Raw genomic sequence first — 17,690 nt, 5'->3', positions numbered from 1 at the left:
TGGTGCTGTCTCAGGCGCGCAGGAATCTCAGCACGGCGAGGACGCGCCGGTGGTCGGTCTCCGTCTGCGGCAGGTCGAGCTTGGCGAGGATGCTGCCGACGTACTTCTCGACCGCGCTGTGACTGACCTTCAGCGCCTCCACGATCCCCGCGTTGGAGCGCCCCTCGGCCATCAGCCGCAGCACCTCCGCCTCGCGCGGCGTGAGCCGGTCGACCGGGTCGTCGCGCCGGCGTACCAGCAGCTGCGCGACGACCTCCGGGTCGAGCACGGTGCCGCCGGCCGCCACCCGGCGCAGCGCGTCGAGGAACTCCGACACGTGGGCGACCCGGTCCTTGAGCAGGTAGCCGACCCCGCTGGTCTGTACCGACAGCAGATCGGTGGCGTACCGCTCCTCCACGTACTGGGAGAGCACCAGCACGGCGATCTCCGGGTACTGGTGGCGGATCACGAGTGCGGCACGGATGCCCTCGTCGGTGTGGGTGGGCGGCATCCGTACATCGATCAGGGCCAGATCGGGCCGATGCTCGGCGACCGCACGCAGCAGCTGCCCGGCGTCGGGCACCGCGTCGACCACGTCGAACCCGCCGTCGGCGAGCAGCTTGGTCAGCCCGGCCCGGAGCAGCACCGAGTCCTCACCGATCACGATCCGCACGGCAGCTCCACAGTGATCGTCGTCGGCCCGCCGGCCGGGCTGTGCAGGGTGAACGTGCCGTCGACCGAGGCGGCCCGCTGGGCGAGCCCGCGCAGCCCGCCGCCGTTCGGGTCGGCGCCGCCGCGGCCGTCGTCGGTGACCGCGACCCGCAACCGGTCGCCGCTACGGTCGACGGTCACCTCGGCCCGGGTGGCGCCCGCGTGCTTGGCGACGTTGGTGAGCGCCTCGGAGACGACGAAGTACGCGATCGCCTCGATCACCGGCGAGCAGCGCGAGGCCACGGTGACCCGGACCCGCACCGGCAGCGGCGCACGGGCGGCGATGCCGGACAGCGCCGCATCCAGGCCGCGGTCGTCGAGCACGGCCGGGTGCAGGCCGCGGACGAATTCGCGCAGCTCGGCCAGCGCCTGGGTGGCCTCCTGGTGAGCGGCCTCGATCACCTGGCGGGCCGGCTCGGGCGCGTCGCCCAGGCCGGCCCGGGCCATGCCGAGGTTCATCGCGAGCGAGACCAGCCGTTGCTGGGCGCCGTCGTGCAGGTCCCGCTCGATGCGGCGGCGTTCGGCGTCGGTGGCGGCGACGATGTCGGCCCGGCTGCGGGACAGCGACTCCACCCGCGCGGCCAGCGCCTCGCTGCGGCTGGGCCCGAGCAGCGCCCGCGCCGCGGCCGTGTCGGCCCGCGCCACACCCCGGGCCACCCACGGCGCCGCGAGCAGCACCAGCGCGCCCAGCCCCAGGGTGACCGGCAGCGGCCGGTCGTCGCCCCGGAGGCCGGCCACCACCAGAGGAAGGACCAGCCAGAACCCGGCGCCGATGAACGGTGCGAGCAGGTGGTAGCCGATCTGCCGCCAGGTGCCGCGCGGGCCCGGCCGGGGTGGCGGGATCTCGGCGCCGAGCAGTGCCCGGAAGCGTCGTCGTTGCAGCGCGGTGAGGCCCCGCACGGTCCACCACAGCGGCACCGGTACGAGCACGGTGAGCACCACGAGCGTCGTGGTCAGCAGCCGGTCGCCGGTGGGCGCGTAGAGCAGGCTCCACCCCGCGCAGTAGGCGAGCCCGATCGGCAGGCCCCCGGTGAGCGCGAAGGCCAGCACACCCAGTGGCAGCCCCACGAGCGCGTGGCCGATGGCACGCCAGGTGCGCGCCGGCCACAGCGCGCCGGCCACTTCTGTCCAGATCACTTGATCACGGTAGTGAGCCTACGACGCGCGGACCAGGTGGCCCGCCCTCCCTCCGGGGTGAGGAAAACCGCACCCCGGACCGGCTGCCGGCCCCAGTGACGGCACGGCCGGTCCCCGGCATCGTGAGCACCGTCCACGGCAGCCGCGAACAGAGGAAACCCGCCATGCCCGAACGCCCCCCGGCCGTCACCCGCCGCCGGCTGCTCGCCGCGGCCGCCCTCACCTCCGGTCTCGGACTGGTCGCCGGCGCCGCGCCCGCCGTTGCCCGGCCCACCAGCCGAGGGGTCGTGCTTCCCGCGCCGACCGGCCCCGCGCACCTCGGCACCGTCTCCCTGCACCTGGTCGACAGCACGCGTACCGATCCGTGGGTACCGTCCCGCCCGGCCCGGGAGATCATGATTCAGATCTGGTACCCGGCGCGGCACGCCCGGGGCTGCCCACCGGCGCCGTGGCTGTCGCCGGGCGCGGTCCCCCACTTCGCCGAGGCCTTCGGCTTCCCCGCCGACGTCATCCGGGCGACCACCACGCACGCCCGGGTGGGCACGCCGGCGGATCACGGACGAGGTGCCCGCCCGGTCGTGCTCTACTCCCCCGGCCTCGGCGGCGACCGCGGCACCAGCACCGCCCTCGTCGAGGACCTGGCCGCCCACGGCTACATCGTGGTCACCATCGACCACACCCACGACGCCTCCGAGGTCGAGTTCCCCGGCGGGCGGGTCGAGGTCTCCGCGATCCCGCCCGAGATCGACGATCAGGTCATCGCCCAGGTCGTCGCCGTCCGCGAGGCCGACACCCGGTTCGTCCTCGACCAGCTCGCCGCCCTCAACGCCGGGGCCGGGAGACGTCCGCTCCCGCCCGGCCTGCGGGGCGCGTTCGACCTGAACCGGGTCGGCATGTTCGGCCACTCCCTCGGCGGCAGCACCGCCGCCGCCACGATGCACGACGACCGGCGTCTCAAGGCCGGCGTCAACCTGGACGGCACCCTCGTCGGGGCCGCCGCCGTCGCCGGCTCCGACCGCCCGTTCCTGCTGCTGAGCAGCGACCACGGCACCGACCCCGAAGATCCGACCTGGGACACCTTCTGGGCGAACCAGCGCGGCTGGAAACGCGAGCTGCGGCTGAGCGGCTCCACGCACGCCTCGTTCAACGACAGCGAGGTGTTCTTCCCCCAGCTCGCGGCGGCGCTCGGCCTCACCCCCGAGCAGGTGGCCGAGCAGATCGGCACACTCGACCCGCACCGCTCGATCACCATCCAGCGCGCCTATCTCCGCGCCTTCTTCGACCAGCACCTGCGGCGCCGCGCCGGTGACCGGTTCCGCGCCCCGGACCCCCGCTACCCCGAGATCACCTTCACCCGCTGACCCCGCGGCGCGGGCTTCGGCGCCCGCGGCGCGAAACCATCCTCTCGGCGCGGGGCCGATGCCGGTCGTCGTCCGTTTCCTTCCGTACGACGATGGAGCCGCCGTCGCGGTACCGGAAGTGTCGGACCCGTGTGGCAGGGTTAGCGCGTGACTCGACCACTGCTGGCCGTCGACGCCCCGAGCCTGTATTTCCGCGCGTTCCACGGCATCCCGGAGAAAGCGGCGCGCACCGAGGCCGGGGAGCCGGTCAACGCGATCCGTGGCTTCCTCGACATGATCGCCCAGCTGGTCCGGACCAGACGGCCGGACCGGCTGGTCTGCGCGCTCGACGCGGATTGGCGCCCGGCCTGGCGGGTCGAGCTCGTCCCGTCGTACAAGAGGCATCGGGTCGCCCACGGCGAGGTCGAGGAGGTCCCGGCGTCCCTGGAGCGGCAGGTCCCGGTGCTGCTCGAGGTGCTCGCCGCGGTCGGCATCCCGGCGTTCGGCGTGCCGGGTTACGAGGCGGACGACGTGCTCGGCACCCTCGCCGCCACCCAGGCCGCCCCGGTCGAGGTGGTCTCCGGCGACCGTGACCTGTTCCAGCTGGTCGACGACGCCCGCGGCACCCGATTGCTGTACTGCGGGCGGGGTGTCGCCAAGCTGGAGGACGCCGACGAGGCACTGGTCCAGGCGAAATACGGGGTTCCGGCACGCTTCTACGCGGACTTCGCCGCGATGCGCGGCGACCCGAGCGACGGCCTGCCGGGCGTGGCCGGCGTCGGTGACAAGACGGCGGCCCGGCTGGTCGAGCGCTACGGGGGGATCGCCGAGATCCTGGCCGCCCTCGACGACCCGGAGTCCGGGTTCGCGCCGGGGGTGCGCACCAAGCTGGACGCCAGCCGGGACTACCTGGCCAGGGCGCTGCCGGTGTGCCGGGTCGCCCTCGACGTCAAGTTGCCCGATTTCGATCCGGCCCTGCCACGCGAGCCGCGTGATCCGGACGCGTTGCTGGCGCTGGCGGAGCGGTGGAACCTGGCTGGTTCCGCGCGCCGTTTGGTGGACGCCCTGGCGGGTTGATCGACGCCGGGTCCGGCGGATCCGTCGCCGGCGCCCTGCGCCGGATCGGCCGCCCGCCACCGGCCAACCCTGGTCCCGCCGAGCCGGGCGGGTCGGCGGATCAGGATTCCGGTCGCGTCAGCCGGCGGCGAGTTCGGGTTCGCCGCGCAGGTGGCGGTCCCAGTGCGGCCGGCGGCCGTCAACGTCGGTGAAGCCGTACTCCTCGGCCAGGTCCCACGAGGTCAGGACCTGGCCGGAACGCTTCGCCACGGCCGGGTCGGCGGCCAGGGCGGCGACGGCCCGGCCCACGTAATGCGGTGTCTCCGAGGCCAGAAAGTGCGGATCCGTCAGTCCGCCGGCGCGCCAGTCCGCCTCGGTGACGCCGAAGTGGTCGAGCATCGCCTCGCTGCGCAGGAAGCCGGGCGTCACCCCGACCGCCGTGATCCCGTGCTCGCGCAGTTCCTCGGCCTGCCCCCGGGCGAGCCGGTTCACCGCGGTCTTGACCAGGTCGTACGCTAAATTGCCGCGATACTCGCGGCCCAGCCCGTCGGTGATCTCCACGATCAGGCCGCCCGGGGTGCGGAGCATCAGCGGCACCGCGTGCCGGCTGGTCACCAGGTGGGTGAAGACGGCTCGCTCCCACATGGTCCGGGCCTTGTCCAGGTCCATCTCCCAGAACGGCGTACCCCACTCGCTCAGCGGGTCACCGCCCCACACATCGTTGACCAGGATGTCCAGCCGGCCGTGCGCGGCCGCGATCCGGTCGACCAGGGACCGCACCTGGACCGGATCGCTGTGGTCGCACCGCACCGGGATGCCCTGGCCACCGGCCGCGGTCACCAGTTCGGCGGTCTCCTCGATGGTCTCCGGCCGGTCCATGTCCGACCGGGCCGCCCGGGTGCTGCGCCCGGTCACGTAGACGACCGCGCCGGCCGCACCGAGTTCGACGGCGATGCCGCGGCCGGCGCCGCGCGTCCCGCCGGCCACCAGCGCGATCCGTCCGGTAAGAGGGTGAGTTCGCATGGAGTTAGTGAACCATCATTTAGTAACATCGCCAACATGGCCCGTCCCCGCACCGTCTCCGATGACGAGATCCTCGACGCCGCCGCGGCGGCCGTCGCCGAGTCCGGCCCGGCCGCTGTCACGCTGTCCCAGATCGGCGCGCTCGCCGGCCTCACGGCCGGGGCGTTGTCGCAGCGCTTCGGCTCGAAGCGCGGGTTGCTGCTGGCCCTGGCCCGGCGCGACGCCGCCGCGCTGCCGGCCCGCATCGCCACGGCGCCCGGCCCGGCGGCGCTGATCGAGACGTTCGCCCGGCTGGCGGGCGGGATCACCGGTCCCGCCGAGTTCGCCAACCATCTGCAGTTCCTGCTGCTGGACGTGACCGACCCGGAGTTCCGGGAGGTCACCCGGGGTTACGCGACGGCGATCGAGGAGGCGATCGGCACCGTGCTGCGAAGCCCGGACGCCGGCCTGCCCCGCGCGGTGCACGCGGCTTACAACGGTGCCCTGATCACGTGGGGGATGACCGGCGACGGCACTCCCGCCGACGCGGTCCGCGCGGCCCTCACCCGCGTACTCAACCGGCCGGAAGAGATCACGGGTGACGCGGCGGCGAAAGATCGCGGATGACGCAACCGGGAGCGGTCGGGGAGGACACGGCCACGGGCGGTCGGGGAGGACATGGCCACGGCGGTCGCGGAAGACACGGTCACGGGCGGTCGGGGAGGACATGGCCACGGCGGTCGCGGAGGACACCGCCACCGGAAATCGCAGAGAACACGGCCGCCAGAGATCGCAGAGGACACGGCCGCGACAGATCGGGGATGACGTGCGCTGAGCGATCTCGTCAGCCCGCAGGGCGTGATCTCGTCAGCGCGGACGGGCTCTCCCCCGCCGCCTGACCGAAAGAGGTCACCACCGCCACGGTGGCGCGTCATCCACATCAGCGCCCTGTCCACAGCCCGGCCGTGGGATGTCGCGTTTTCCGGAAGACTGCTTTCAGGGCCGGCCCCCTGGGTGGGCGGGGACTGCGCAATGGGCGGCTGACCAGCGGATCCGTCGCTCAGCGCGGGTCAGGATCGGCCGGCAGCGACCGGTTACCCAGCGTCGGCGGCGTGAATGAGTCCGGCCTCGCGTTAGAAGCCGTCAGCGGTGGGCATCAGAACTACCGGGTGCTCAAACCCCCATGCATCACCACAAAGGACGCGAAGACGTAGAGAAACCCCCCAAGGATCGGAGACCCCCCAATGATCACGCAGGAGAACATCCGCACGCTGCAGGGCACCACCGTCTACGACCGTGACGGCGACAAGATCGGTTCCGCCGGCCAGGTGTGGACCGACGCGGCCGGCATGCCCACCTGGATCAGCGTGCGTACCGGCCTGTTCGGGCTGAACGAGTCGCTGATCCCGCTGCAGGACGCCGAGCTGCAGGGTGACCGCCTGGTGGTGCCATTCGACAAGGCGACCGTCAAGGAGGCGCCGAACGTCGACGCCGACCACGACGAGCCGCTCACCCAGGACGAGGTCGACCAGCTCTACGGCTACTACGGGCTGCGTCAGCACGACAGCTACCGGTCGTACCAGGCCGGCGCGACCGCCACCGGCGAGAACTTCGCGGGCGGCGAGGCCGCTTACGGCCGGGACACCGACCGCCCGGAGGCCACCGACTACGAGCTCGGGGCCGGCCAGGGCAACGGCCACTACCGGACCGGCGACGACGCGATGACCCGTTCCGAGGAACGGCTGGACGTCGACACCGAGCGGGAGCAGACCGGCCGGGCCCGGCTGCGCAAGTACGTGGTCACCGAGCAGGAGCAGGTGAGCGTGCCGGTCACCCGCGAGGAGGTACGGCTGGAGCGCGAGCCGGTCACCGACGCGAACCGCGACCAGGCCTTCAGCGGCCCGGACCTGACCGAGTCCGAGCACGAGGTGACGCTGCACGAGGAGCGTCCGGTGGTGAACACCGAGACCGTTCCGGTGGAGCGGGTGCGCCTCGGCAAGGAGGAGATCACCGAGGACCGCACGGTCGGCGGCGAGGTCCGCAAGGAGCGGATCGAGGCCGACCTGCCCGGCGAGGAGGGCCGCCGCCGGCTCGGCTGAGCGGCTCCCCGAACACTGGCCCCGTCCGCTGATGCGGGCGGGGCCTGCTGCCCTGTCAGCCTCGTCCGCTGATGCCGGCGGAGCACGGCAGACCCGTCCGCTGATGCGGGCCGGCCGTCTCCGCTACCAGGCTCCGTCCGCCGGCACCGGCGGGGCCGGCTCGTCGGCGAGCAGGCACACGGCCAGCAGGTGCACCGCCGGCCACGACGCCTCCCGCCAGTCCGTCCCGCCCGGCTCCGGCACCGTCCAGCCTCTCCTGGCCGCCGCGTCGGCGACCCCGTCCGCGTACGCCGCCAGGTTCACCACGTCCAGCCGCTCGCCGAGCGCCTCCCGGATCCGCGCCGTGTGCTGGTCCAGCAGCGCCACCAGTCCGGGTCGCGCGGTCAGCACCGCGGGGCCGGGCACCCCGAGGCGCCGGGACCACTGGTTGAGGGCCAGCCGCGCGCCGGCGGTCACGGCGGTCTGGTCGCGTTGATCGAGCTCCATGGCCGCCAACCGTACAAAGCCCCGGAAGCGTCGACAACGGCGGCAACGATGACGTAACCGACATTCGTCCGTTCGGCCGCCAGCGATGACCGACCGGACGACCCGCCCGGAAGCCGCCCACGATGACCGACCGGACGACCCGCCCGGAAGCCGCCCACGATGACCGACCGGACGACCCGCCCGGAAGCCGCCCACGATGATCAGCCGGGCAAGCCCGGCCGGAAGACCGGATTCAGCGGCGCCCGAGACGCCGCTCGCCCCCGGTACCGGGCACATAGGGCAGCCCGTAGTGCGCGAACACCTTGGGCTCCTCCCCCGCCGGCAGCTCACCGTCGAGTTCGATGGCCGGCGCCTCGGACGCCTGCTGCTTCGGGTACCTGACCCGCACCGCGTCCGGTTTCACGGTGGCCCCGGCCAGCGGCACGAAGACCAGCCGGTGCCGGCCGATGAAGCCGACCCGCACGGTGATGAAGGACGGCTCGTCGGTGGCCGTGTCGACGTAGACCGCCTCCAGGTCGCCGATCTTGTCGCCGTCCGGGTCGATGACCTTGTGGCCACGCCAGTCGCGCAGGTTCTCCGCCGGGAACATGCCGCTGCAGTTCCCGGCAGCGAACACGCCGAAACTCAGTTCCAGAGCGCGGCCGGCGACTCCGCGTCCGGGATCAGCAGCCGCGGCGCCCCGCCGCCGTCGGCGGGCACCGCCCACACGTCCGATCCCCGGGCCCCGCGCCGGATCGCGTACATCACGGTGCTCGCGTCGTACCAGGCGGCCTGATCGTCGACGCTGCGCGTCTCGGCCAGTGCGGTCCGCCGCATCGAGGCCAGATCAAGAACGGTCAGCCGCCACCCTTTCGCCGGGTCCCCGCCGATCGCCTCCTTGACGGCGAGCCGGGTCCGGTCCGGCGACAGCGACGGGCACTCCACGTTGGCCGCGAGGGTGCGCACCGACCGGGCCGCCACGTCCCCGGCCACCAGGTAGCGCTTGCCGCCGGTCGACATGGTGGCATAGAAGTGCTGGTCGTCGACGAACGTCACGCCCCAGAAGTTGGCGTCCGCCGCCCGGTACGGCCGCCCGTCCAGCGAGATCGACAGCAGCTCCAGCGAGTCCACCGTCTCCCCGGTAGCCAGGTTGATCATGCCGGCCCGGGTGGAGAACCGGCCGCCGTTGTAGGAGTCCCCGGTCACGAAGACGGTCCAGGCGACAACGTTGCCGCTCGGCGAGACGCGAGCCCGGTTCGGCACCCCGACCAGCGGATACGTGTCCTTCACCCGCAACGACGAGTCGAGCACGGCCAGCTGGTAGGTGGCCAGCGGACCGTCCGGCCGCAGACAGATCCCCCGGCCCGCCGCCGCATAGACCCGATCACAATCAAGACCGGACAATTTTCGTACGCCGGCCTCGCTGCCGCGGGCCACCGTCCCAACCGTGCCGTACCCGGCCGCCGCCGTGCTGCGGAACAGCACCCGGTCCCCGGGTCCGGCGTCCACCGCCGAGGCCGCGGCGGCCGGCGCGTCGCCACGGCGCCCGGCGGCCACCACGTAGGCGGCGGCGCCGCCGAGCAGCACCAGCGACGACAGCACGGCCAGCAGAAGGCGCCGCCGGTCAGCCACGAGCCCTCCTCAGCAGGATCGCCGACAGCGGCAGCGTGAGCAGGGCGAGCAGGGCGAAGGCGTGGATCGCCCCGGCCGCGTCCCAGCGCTGCCAGGCCAGCCCGAACAACACCGAGGACACCAGGTAGGCGACGGCCTGGCCGGTCTGGATCAATCCGAGCCCGGTGGTGCGCAGCTCGGCGGGAAGCAGCGGACCGGCGAGCGCCATCAGCACCCCGTCCGTGGCCGCGTAGTACCCGCCGTACAGAAAGAGAACGAGGACGACAGTGACCGGACCGCCCCACCCCGACCCGAGCAGCAGGTAGACCGCCAGCAGGGCGGCATAGCCGCCGAGGACGACCGGCGCGCGCCCGATCCGGTCGGCGAGCGTGCCGAACGGCACCGCCAGGATCAGGTAGGTCAGGCTGGTGCCGACGGCGAGCAGCGGGAACCAGCCGGTGGCGAGGCTCTCCCGGCGCTGCAGGAGCAGGTAGACGAAGCCGTCGCCGATCGTGCTCAGGCCCAGCAGCGCCGCGCCGAGCAGCAGCATCCGGACCGGGCGGCGGCGCAGCAGGGCGGCCGCCGCGGTGAGGCTCACCGGGTTCGCGGGCGGGCGCGGGCCCCGATGGTCGCTGACGAACAGCACCAGGACCAGCACGCCGATCAGCGCGACGCAGCCGCTGACCACGAAGACCGCGTCGTAGGCCTGGCCGGAGGCGGCCAGCACGGCGAGCGCGACCAGCGGACCGGCGAACGCGCCGGCCGTGTCCATCGCCCGGTGCACCCCGAACGCGCGGCCCAGGTCCGCCGCGGGCGTCGAGAGGGTGATCAGCGCGTCCCGGGGTGCGGTGCGCAGTCCCTTGCCGGCCCGGTCGGCGACGATCGCGGCGCTCAGCCAGGGCACCGAGGTGCCGGCCGCGAGCAGCCCGAACTTCATCGCCGCGGACAGGCCGTAGCCGATCCCGGCGACCGCCTTGCGCCGCCGGGCCCGGTCGGCGACATAGCCACCGACCAGGCGCAGCAGCGCGGTGGCCCCGGTGTAGAGGCCGTCGATCAGCCCGTAGACGGCGGGGCCGAGCCCCAGTCCGGCGACCAGGTACAGCGGCAGGATCGCCGAGACCATCTCGCTGGACACGTCGGTGATCAGGCTGACCGTGCCGAGGGCGAGGACCGTGCCGGCGAGGCGCTTGGTGCGGTCGGTCCGGCCGGCGGCCGGTCGCTCCACCGAGGCCAGGTACATGCGGTTACTGCCAGACGTCGGTGATCGGCGAGACGCTCGCGGCGCCGCCCAGCGCGGGCAGGCCGTACGCGGTCTCGATGGTCCGCAGCACCGTGTAGTGAGTGATCTTCTCGGTGTACGAGCCGACCTTCACGTGGTCACCGACGAAGAACGTGTACACCCGGTTGAGCGCCAGGTAGTTGTCCTCGTCGAAGGTGACGATCAGCAGGCTGTTGTGCGTCTTGGCCCACTGGGCGTACCCGTCCAGCTTGTTCTTGAGCCAGGTGTCGCCGGTCGCGATCGAGCAGTCGTGCATGTCGTTGCACATGTCCGGGCTGACGAACGCGACGGTGGGCAGCTTCGTGTAGTCGCTGGGGAAGCCGGCGAAGGTGCGGTTGCTGGCGGCCGGGACGTTGGCGAAGTCCACCCAGCTGTTGTGCTTGCGCCGGTAGGTGCCGCTGGAGCAGCCGGTGTAGCCGTCCGAGGGCATCGCCTCGGAGTAACCGGTGAAGCCGCGCCCGGCAGCGATCAGCTGGTTGCCCAGGTTGGCGCCGGTGAAGTTCTTCGGGCAGTCGTCGTTGGTGACGCCCTGGGTGCCACCGGAGAACAGCGCGATGTAGTTGGGCTGGCTGGGGTGGGTGATCGCGTAGGACTGGGTGAACTTGGCACCCTGCCCGGCCAGCGAGGTGAAGTAGGGAGCGGACGAGGAGGTGAGCTGCGAGGCGCTCTTGTTCTCGAACATCACCAGGACGATGTGGTCGAAAGCCGGTACCGCGGCGGCCGCCTGGGCCGGCGGCGGTGTGGCGGCACCGATGAGAGCGAGAGACGCGAGAGCGATCGCGATACGCCGAAGGGACATGCCCGCATCCTTTACAAGATCATCGACGGGTTTCGACACGGCACGTTGCCGAAAGGTTAAGTAAAGACGTCCGTCAATCGATTGCCAATGGGGTGCGACTCCCGGCAACCCCCTCAGACCGATGCCGCCCGCTCCGATAACGGCAGAGTCGGAACCCCCCTTCGAACGGAGTGCGCATGACGACGCGGGCCGCTCGCGCGTGCTTCGGCGCCTGGATCCTGGCGCTGGTCAGCCTCTACTACGCGTTCCCCGGCGCGCAGCTGTACACCTGGGCGCTGCTCGGGTACTCGTCGGCCGCCGCGATCCTGGCCGGAGTCCGCCTCTACCGGCCCGCCCAGCGCCTGCCGTGGTACCTCACCAGCGCGTCGCTGGTCTTCTTCACCACCGGCGACAGCTGGTACAACCTGGATCTCGCGCTCGGCCGGGACCCCGGCTTCCCCGGGCTGGCCGACGTGTTCTACCTGTTGGTCTACCCGCTGCTGACCGGCGCGTTCCTGATCTTCATCCGGGCCCGCCGGGGTCGCGGGGACAACAAGGCGGCGCTGCTCGACGCGCTCGTCCCGACCGTCGGCCTGGGCCTGCTGGCCTGGGTGTACTGGATCGCCCCGTTCACCCGCGCCGAGGAGCTCTCGACGCTGGAGAAGGTCGTCTCGATCGGCTACCCGCTCGGCGACGTGCTGGTGCTGGCGATGATCCTGCGGATGTTCACCGCCACCGGCAAGCGGCCGGCCGCGCTCGGCGGGCTCGGCCTGGCCATGGTCGGCCTGCTCGTCTCGGACGTCTTCTACGGCCAGTCCCAGCTGCGCAGCGACTGGACGCTGGGCGGCCCGGTCGACCTCGGCTGGATCGTGTTCTACGCGACGACGGGCTACACCGCGCTGCGCCCGTCGATGCGCGAGCTCAGCGAGCCGGCCGGCCGGTCCCGGGTGGAGATGGGCCGGCACCGCCTGGTCTGGCTGACCGTTGCCGCGCTGATCGCCCCGGCGGTGCTCGGCGTGGAGTACCTGCAGGGCCGGCCGGCCGAGATCGCCCGCGGCGGCATCGTCGACGCGCCGATCATCGCGGCCGCCGCCGCGGTGATGTTCCTGCTGGTGCTGGCCCGGGTCGCGGACCTGGCGACGGCCCAGCGGCGGGCGATGGCCCGGGAGCGGGCGCTGCGCGAGGCCGGGTCGCTGCTGTTCGCGGCCACCTCCGAGCGGGATGTCATCGCGGCGCTGCGCCAGGCGGTGGCCCGCCTGATGCCGCCGGACGAGCCGTACCACCTGGTGCTGCCGCCGCAGGTGCCGGGCACCGCCGAGGTGGCGGTGCACTGGCGGGCCGCGGCCGACCTGCCGGTGGGCGTCGACGCGGGCGGGTTCCCGCTGGTCCTGTTCGCCACCCAGCCGGTGCCCGGCGGTGAGCGGCACGGTCAGCTGATTTTGGGCGCGGCCGAGGACGTGCTGCACGCGGTGCGCCCGTCGCTGGAGACGCTGGGCGCGCAGATCGCCGTGGTGCTGGAGCGGATCTCACTGACCGCGGAGATCAACCAGCGGGACAGCGAGGCGTACTTCCGCACCCTGGTCCAGAGCACCGCCGACGTCATCCTGATCCTCGACGGCGACGACACCATCCGGTACGCCAGTCCGTCGGCCGTCAAGATGTTCGGCGCCATCATCCCGGCCGGCACCCCGCTGGCCGCCCTGATCACCGGCGACGCCCAGGACGCGCTGCGCGACGTGCTGCGCCGGCTGCGGCGCGGGCACGGCGAGCTGGCCGGCATCGAGCTGACCGCGCGGGGCGCCGGCGGCCGCCGGACGCTGGTCGAGTGCGACATGCGCGACCACCACGACGACCCGACGGTCAACGGCGTGGTCGTCACCCTGCGCGACGTCACCGAGCAGCGCCGCCTCGAGGACGACCTCACCCACCAGGCGTTCCACGACTCGCTGACCGGGCTGGCCAACCGGGTGCTGTTCCGCAACCGCCTGGAGCAGGCGTTCATGGTGGCCGAGCGGGACGGCGCCACGCTCGGCGTGCTCTTCGTCGACCTGGACGACTTCAAGGAGGTCAACGACACCCTCGGGCACGCCGTCGGCGACCAGCTGCTGGTCGCGGTCGCCCAGCGGATCTCGGCGATCATCGGGGCGGGCAGCACCGCGGCCCGGATGGGTGGCGACGAGTTCGCCATCCTGGTCGAGCAGAGCGACAGCGCGGACGCCGCCGAGGAGGTGGCGGCCCGGATCGTCGCCGAGCTGGCGGCGCCGCTCGAGGTGCCCGACGGCGAGGGTGCCGTGCACCTGGTCAGCGGCAAGGTCAGCGTCGGGGTCGCCACCAACCGGGGCGCCGAGCACGCCACCGAGCTGCTGCGCCACGCCGACCTGGCGCTGTACCTGGCCAAGGGGATGGGCAAGGGCGGCTGGCAGCGGTACCAGAGCGACCTGGCGCACGCCATGGTGCAGCGCCTGGAGTTGCGTACCCAGCTGCACGAGGCGATCGAGGACGAGCAGTTCGTGCTGCAGTTCCAGCCGATCGTCGAACTCGCCGACCAGCGGGTCACCGGCGTCGAGGCCCTGGTGCGCTGGCAGCACCCGGTCCGCGGGCTGCTCGGCCCGTTCCACTTCGTCGAGGCCGCCGAGGAGAACGGCGCGATCCTCGGGATCGGCGACTGGGTGATGCGCGAGGCCTTGCGCCAGATCGCCGCGTGGAAGGCAGCGGATCCGGACACCTCGCTGCGCTACGTCAGCGTCAACGTGTCGCCGCGACAGTTCCGCGCCCCGGACTTCGTCGAGCAGGTCCGCTCGGCGCTGGCCGCGGCCGGTGCCCGGCCGGAGTGGCTGCTGCTGGAGGTCACCGAGAGCCTGGTCCTCAAGGACGCCGACAAGGTGGTCCAGGACCTGCGCGCGTTGCGCGCCCTGGGCGTCCGGGTCGCGATCGACGATTTCGGTACGGGCTACAGCTCCCTCAGCTATTTGCGGCAGATGCCGGTGGACGTGCTGAAGCTGGACAAGTCGTTCATCGACGACATTCTGACCAGCCGGCAGCAGCACGCCCTGGTCGAGGCGATCGTCACGCTCGCCGGCAACCTGGACCTCGCCGTAGTCGCCGAGGGCATCGAGCAGGCCGGGCAGCGGGCCGCCCTGGACACCATGGGCTGCCGGTACGGCCAGGGCTACCACTTCGCCAAGCCGCTGTGGCCGGCCGACATCCCGGCGCTGATCGAGTCGCCGCGGCCGGCCGCGCTGAGCGCGTGAGCCAGGCCCGCCGACCGTGCAACGATCCACCTTAGGCCCGGGAAGTTCGGGCAACTGCCCACTGTCAGTAACTGAACATTCACTGACAGGGTGAGCCGGCGGGTTAACGACTGGCGCGACCGGCCCGGAAGGGGCAGGGTCACAGGGGTGCTGAACAACCCCGTGTGGGCCGCCCTCTCCGGGCCTCAGGCCGGTTATGCCGAGGCCGCCGGAGACGCCGCCCGATACCAGCCCGACATCGCTCCGTTCTGCGCCGTGGCCGACCCGGCCGACCCGGCAGCCTGGCGTGACCTGGCCACGCTGACCGACTACGCGCTGCTCACCGGGCCGTCGCTGGCCCCGCCGCCGGGCTGGGTGCCGGACGTCCGGACGATGGGCGTGCAGATGGTCGGCACCGCGATGACCGCCGTCGACGACCCGGAGGCCGTGCCGCTCACCGAGCACGACGTCCCGGAGATGCTCGAGCTGGTGGCCCGCGCGCAGCCCGGCCCGTTCCGCAAGCGCACCATCGACCTGGGCCGCTACCTGGGCATCCGCTCCCGCGACGGCCGGCTGATCTCGATGGCCGGCGAGCGTTTCCGGATGCCCGGCTGGACCGAGGTGTCAGCGGTCTGCACCGATCCGGAGTTCCGCGGCCAGGGTCTCGGCGCCCGCCTCACCCTCGCTGTCGCGGCCGGCATCCTGGCCCGCGGCGAGCTGCCGTTCCTGCACACCGTGCACGACAACGAGAACGCGATCCGCCTCTACGAACGCCTCGGCTTCGAGCACAGCGCGGACGTGGTGTTCGCCAGCTTCCGCTACACCGGCTGAGAGGTCCGCGGCTGGTCGCGGTCCGCTTCCCGCGCCGGATCGCGGTCTGATTTCTCCGGTACGACTCGGAGCCCCGTGGCGGTCGGCTCGCCAGGCCCGGCCCCCGCACGACCGCCGCGCGTGTCGTGCGGGTCCGGCTTCCGCCCGGTCACACCCACCCCGCTGGTCCTCATCGCCCTGTCACTGGCACGGATACGACGATGCGGACCAGCCGGGGACCGCGTCAGAGCTGACCGTGGTTCGGCGGCAGGACGCCGGCCAGCTCGTAGGCGGCGATGTGCGAGTACTTCCAGTCGAGCGGGTCGTGCACGCTGTGCGTGCGGGCGTTGCGCCAGTGCCTGTCGAGGTCGTGTTTCGCGGCCGCCGAGCTGGTCCCGCACATCTGGAAGAGCTCCGAGCCGGCCTCCACGGCGACCTCGCTGCCGAACGCCTTCGCGGCCGCCACCGCGAGGGAACCCCGCGCCGCGGCGTCCGCGTCCGCCGGGGTCAGTGTCACGTCCTCGAGGGTACGGGCGGCGGCGTCGAGCAGCGCCTCGGCCGCACGCACCCGGCTGGCCAGCCGGCCGTACCGATGCCGCACGTGCGGGTCGTCGGTGGCGGTCGACGCGCCGGCCCGCACCGCCTCGGTCGACGGGCGCGCCCTGGTCCGCAGGTACTCCCGGGCGTCGGCGAGCGCCGCCCCGGCGATCCCCACCTCGATCGCCGCGTGGTAGAGCTGCGCCCGCGCGCCGAGCTGCTGCGGCTGCTCGTAGGCGTGCGCGTAGTCCAGCCGCAGGCCCCGCTCCACCGGCACGTCGGTGAAGGTGGCCGTCCCGCTGATCGTGGCGCGCTGCCCGATCACGTCCCAGTCGGTGTCGACGGCCACGCCGGCGGCGTCCCGGGCGACGAACGCGAGCACCAGGCGGCCCCGCTCGTCGAGCGCGCTGACCGCGATCCAGGCGCTGGTCAGGGCTCCGGTGGTGTAGTACTTGACGCCGTTGAGCAGGCCGCCGCTGATCGTCGTACGCAAGTCCTGGGCGTGTTTTCCGCCGCGTTCCGCGAGCGCGTTGCCACATCGGCGGCCGGCCAGGATCTCGCCGTAGAGGCGCTTGCGGGCCTCCGGGGCGCCGTGCACCGCGAGGATGTCGACGATCAGGAAGTGCGCCTGCGGGACCTGGGCGATCGACGGGTCGGCGGCCGCGATGACCCGGGCCACCTCGGCGAGGGTGCGCGGGCCGAGCCCGGGGCCGCCGTCGGCGGCCGGGACGGTGATGGCGAGCAGGCCGGAGGCGTCGAGGGCGGCGAGCGCCTCGGACGGGATCACCGTCGCGCCGTCGCGGTCGCGCTGGATCGCGCCGGGGGCGAGCTCGGCGGCGAGCCGGTGGGCGGCGGTGACCGCCTCGTCGTGCGTCTGTGGAACGGACATCCACCGATCGTACGGTTGCGGCCACCTCTCAAGTGGTCCGCGCGGTGACCGATCAAAGGCGGGTCGGCACGGCGGAGGAGGGGCATTGGTCGAGGTCGTCGAGGGCGCGCTGGTCTTCGGGATCATCGGGTCGGCGCTGCTGCTCCCGGTGGCCCGGGTGGCGGCCGGCCTGGCGCGCAAGCCGGCGCGGAACGACGGGCTGACCGGGCTCGCCAGCCCGGCGCGGTTCCGGGCCGGTTCGTACCGGAACCTGGCCCGGGCCGCCCGGACCGGCAAGCACTCGGCCGTCCTGGTGCTCGACATGAACGGGTTCCAGGAGGTCAACGACACCCTCGGGCACCGGTCGGGCGACCAGGTGCTGGTCGAGTTCGCCGAGGTGCTCAAACGGTGCGTCCGCGCGCCCGGGCTGGCCTGCCGGATGGGCGGCGACGAGTTCTCGGTGCTGCTGACCGACCTGGACCACCCGGAGCAGGCGTACCAGGTGGCCGGCCTGATCGCCGCCGCGATGGGCCCGGTCGTCGTCGGCGACAGGCTGATCGACCTGGCGGCCGGCATCGGCGTCGCCGTCTCGGCTCCGGGCGAGCTCACCCACGACGAGCTCGTGCACCGAGCCGGCCTGGCGATGCACCGCGCCAAGTCGCTCGGCCCGGGGACCCGCTGGGCCGTCTGGCAGGAATCCGTGGAACACCAGGCCGCCGCGGCGGCCTGAGACACCGGCCCGGGCCCGGAGCGCCGTTAGGATGAGGTCCTCTCGGAGCCGCAAGGAA

16 protein-coding genes are annotated in these 17,690 nt (G+C 72.9%); 7 read left to right on the top strand and 9 right to left on the bottom strand.

Going from position 1 to position 17,690, the window contains the following annotated elements; all coding sequences use genetic code 11:
• Window positions 1-10: 10 nt before the first annotated feature.
• Both Actob_RS14550 and Actob_RS14545 read right to left on the bottom strand, forming a co-directional pair.
• Complete coding sequence (locus tag Actob_RS14550; RefSeq protein ID WP_284920702.1) at window positions 11-652, bottom strand: response regulator; 642 nt, start codon at window positions 650-652, stop codon at window positions 11-13.
• Window positions 640-1,827: a sensor histidine kinase gene (locus Actob_RS14545; RefSeq protein WP_284920701.1), complete on the bottom strand. Its 1,188-nt coding sequence runs from the start codon at window positions 1,825-1,827 to the stop codon at window positions 640-642. Before Actob_RS14545 ends, Actob_RS14550 begins: the two co-directional genes overlap by 13 nt.
• A gap of 164 nt (window positions 1,828-1,991) precedes the next feature.
• Between Actob_RS14545 and Actob_RS14540 the strand changes: the two genes are divergently transcribed.
• Window positions 1,992-3,188: an alpha/beta hydrolase family protein gene (locus tag Actob_RS14540; protein ID WP_284920700.1), complete on the top strand. Its 1,197-nt coding sequence runs from the start codon at window positions 1,992-1,994 to the stop codon at window positions 3,186-3,188.
• 147 nt (window positions 3,189-3,335) lie between these two features.
• Window positions 3,336-4,244, top strand: a complete 909-nt coding sequence (locus Actob_RS14535; protein ID WP_284920699.1) for a 5'-3' exonuclease — start codon at window positions 3,336-3,338, stop codon at window positions 4,242-4,244.
• Between the two features lie 117 nt (window positions 4,245-4,361).
• Here the strand turns inward: Actob_RS14535 and Actob_RS14530 are convergent, their stop codons facing one another.
• Window positions 4,362-5,246: an SDR family oxidoreductase gene (locus Actob_RS14530; protein ID WP_284920698.1), complete on the bottom strand. Its 885-nt coding sequence runs from the start codon at window positions 5,244-5,246 to the stop codon at window positions 4,362-4,364.
• Between the two features lie 36 nt (window positions 5,247-5,282).
• Between Actob_RS14530 and Actob_RS14525 the strand changes: the two genes are divergently transcribed.
• Together Actob_RS14525 and Actob_RS14520 are read left to right on the top strand one after the other, a co-directional pair.
• Complete coding sequence (locus tag Actob_RS14525; RefSeq protein ID WP_284920697.1) at window positions 5,283-5,852, top strand: TetR family transcriptional regulator; 570 nt, start codon at window positions 5,283-5,285, stop codon at window positions 5,850-5,852.
• Between the two features lie 617 nt (window positions 5,853-6,469).
• Complete coding sequence (locus Actob_RS14520) at window positions 6,470-7,324, top strand: PRC and DUF2382 domain-containing protein (protein ID WP_284920696.1); 855 nt, start codon at window positions 6,470-6,472, stop codon at window positions 7,322-7,324.
• Between the two features lie 123 nt (window positions 7,325-7,447).
• Here Actob_RS14520 and Actob_RS14515 read toward each other — a convergent pair whose 3' ends face one another.
• The 5 genes from Actob_RS14515 to Actob_RS14495 all read right to left on the bottom strand — a co-directional run bounded on the left by Actob_RS14515 (window position 7,448) and on the right by Actob_RS14495 (window position 11,478).
• Window positions 7,448-7,810, bottom strand: coding sequence for a DUF6401 family natural product biosynthesis protein (locus Actob_RS14515; protein WP_284920695.1), 363 nt, complete (start codon window positions 7,808-7,810; stop codon window positions 7,448-7,450).
• 232 nt (window positions 7,811-8,042) lie between these two features.
• Entirely contained in the window at window positions 8,043-8,426 is a 384-nt protein-coding gene (locus Actob_RS14510; protein WP_284920694.1) for a PRC-barrel domain-containing protein, read from the bottom strand.
• An 8-nt stretch (window positions 8,427-8,434) separates the two neighbouring features.
• Window positions 8,435-9,421: a hypothetical protein gene (locus Actob_RS14505; protein ID WP_284920693.1), complete on the bottom strand. Its 987-nt coding sequence runs from the start codon at window positions 9,419-9,421 to the stop codon at window positions 8,435-8,437.
• Window positions 9,414-10,640, bottom strand: a complete 1,227-nt coding sequence (locus Actob_RS14500; protein ID WP_284920692.1) for an MFS transporter — start codon at window positions 10,638-10,640, stop codon at window positions 9,414-9,416. The genes Actob_RS14505 and Actob_RS14500 overlap by 8 nt, the downstream gene beginning before the upstream one ends.
• A gap of 4 nt (window positions 10,641-10,644) precedes the next feature.
• Window positions 10,645-11,478 carry an alkaline phosphatase family protein gene (locus tag Actob_RS14495; RefSeq protein ID WP_284920691.1) on the bottom strand — a complete coding sequence of 278 codons (834 nt, stop codon included), beginning with the start codon at window positions 11,476-11,478 and terminating at the stop codon, window positions 10,645-10,647.
• A 176-nt stretch (window positions 11,479-11,654) separates the two neighbouring features.
• Here Actob_RS14495 and Actob_RS14490 point away from each other — a divergent pair, with 176 nt between their 5' ends.
• Together Actob_RS14490 and Actob_RS14485 are read left to right on the top strand one after the other, a co-directional pair.
• Window positions 11,655-14,708 (top strand): putative bifunctional diguanylate cyclase/phosphodiesterase, encoded by a 3,054-nt coding sequence (locus Actob_RS14490; RefSeq protein WP_284920690.1) that lies wholly within the window; start codon window positions 11,655-11,657, stop codon window positions 14,706-14,708.
• Between the two features lie 147 nt (window positions 14,709-14,855).
• Window positions 14,856-15,518, top strand: a complete 663-nt coding sequence (locus Actob_RS14485) for a GNAT family N-acetyltransferase (RefSeq protein WP_284920689.1) — start codon at window positions 14,856-14,858, stop codon at window positions 15,516-15,518.
• A gap of 223 nt (window positions 15,519-15,741) precedes the next feature.
• Here the strand turns inward: Actob_RS14485 and Actob_RS14480 are convergent, their stop codons facing one another.
• Entirely contained in the window at window positions 15,742-16,923 is a 1,182-nt protein-coding gene (locus Actob_RS14480) for an acyl-CoA dehydrogenase family protein (protein WP_284920688.1), read from the bottom strand.
• An 85-nt stretch (window positions 16,924-17,008) separates the two neighbouring features.
• Between Actob_RS14480 and Actob_RS14475 the strand changes: the two genes are divergently transcribed.
• Window positions 17,009-17,632, top strand: a complete 624-nt coding sequence (locus Actob_RS14475; RefSeq protein WP_284920687.1) for a GGDEF domain-containing protein — start codon at window positions 17,009-17,011, stop codon at window positions 17,630-17,632.
• Window positions 17,633-17,690: the final 58 nt, after the last annotated feature.

This window comes from Actinoplanes oblitus (assembly GCF_030252345.1).
GTDB classification, from domain to species: domain Bacteria; phylum Actinomycetota; class Actinomycetes; order Mycobacteriales; family Micromonosporaceae; genus Actinoplanes; species Actinoplanes oblitus.
Note: the sequence above shows the minus strand (reverse complement) of the source record. Positions and strands in the feature narration are given on the sequence as shown.

Bases quoted from the DNA above. Each gene is read 5' to 3' on its own strand.
- Actob_RS14480 (WP_284920688.1), bottom strand. From the start codon at position 16,923: ATGTCCGTTCCACAGACGCACGACGAGGCGGTCACCGCCGCCCACCGG.
- Actob_RS14490 (WP_284920690.1), top strand. From the start codon at position 11,655: ATGACGACGCGGGCCGCTCGCGCGTGCTTCGGCGCCTGGATCCTGGCG.
- Actob_RS14520 (WP_284920696.1), top strand. From the start codon at position 6,470: ATGATCACGCAGGAGAACATCCGCACGCTGCAGGGCACCACCGTCTAC.
- Actob_RS14525 (WP_284920697.1), top strand. From the start codon at position 5,283: ATGGCCCGTCCCCGCACCGTCTCCGATGACGAGATCCTCGACGCCGCC.
- Actob_RS14495 (WP_284920691.1), bottom strand. From the start codon at position 11,478: ATGTCCCTTCGGCGTATCGCGATCGCTCTCGCGTCTCTCGCTCTCATC.
- Actob_RS14500 (WP_284920692.1), bottom strand. From the start codon at position 10,640: ATGTACCTGGCCTCGGTGGAGCGACCGGCCGCCGGCCGGACCGACCGC.
- Actob_RS14530 (WP_284920698.1), bottom strand. From the start codon at position 5,246: ATGCGAACTCACCCTCTTACCGGACGGATCGCGCTGGTGGCCGGCGGG.
- Actob_RS14515 (WP_284920695.1), bottom strand. From the start codon at position 7,810: ATGGAGCTCGATCAACGCGACCAGACCGCCGTGACCGCCGGCGCGCGG.
- Actob_RS14540 (WP_284920700.1), top strand. From the start codon at position 1,992: ATGCCCGAACGCCCCCCGGCCGTCACCCGCCGCCGGCTGCTCGCCGCG.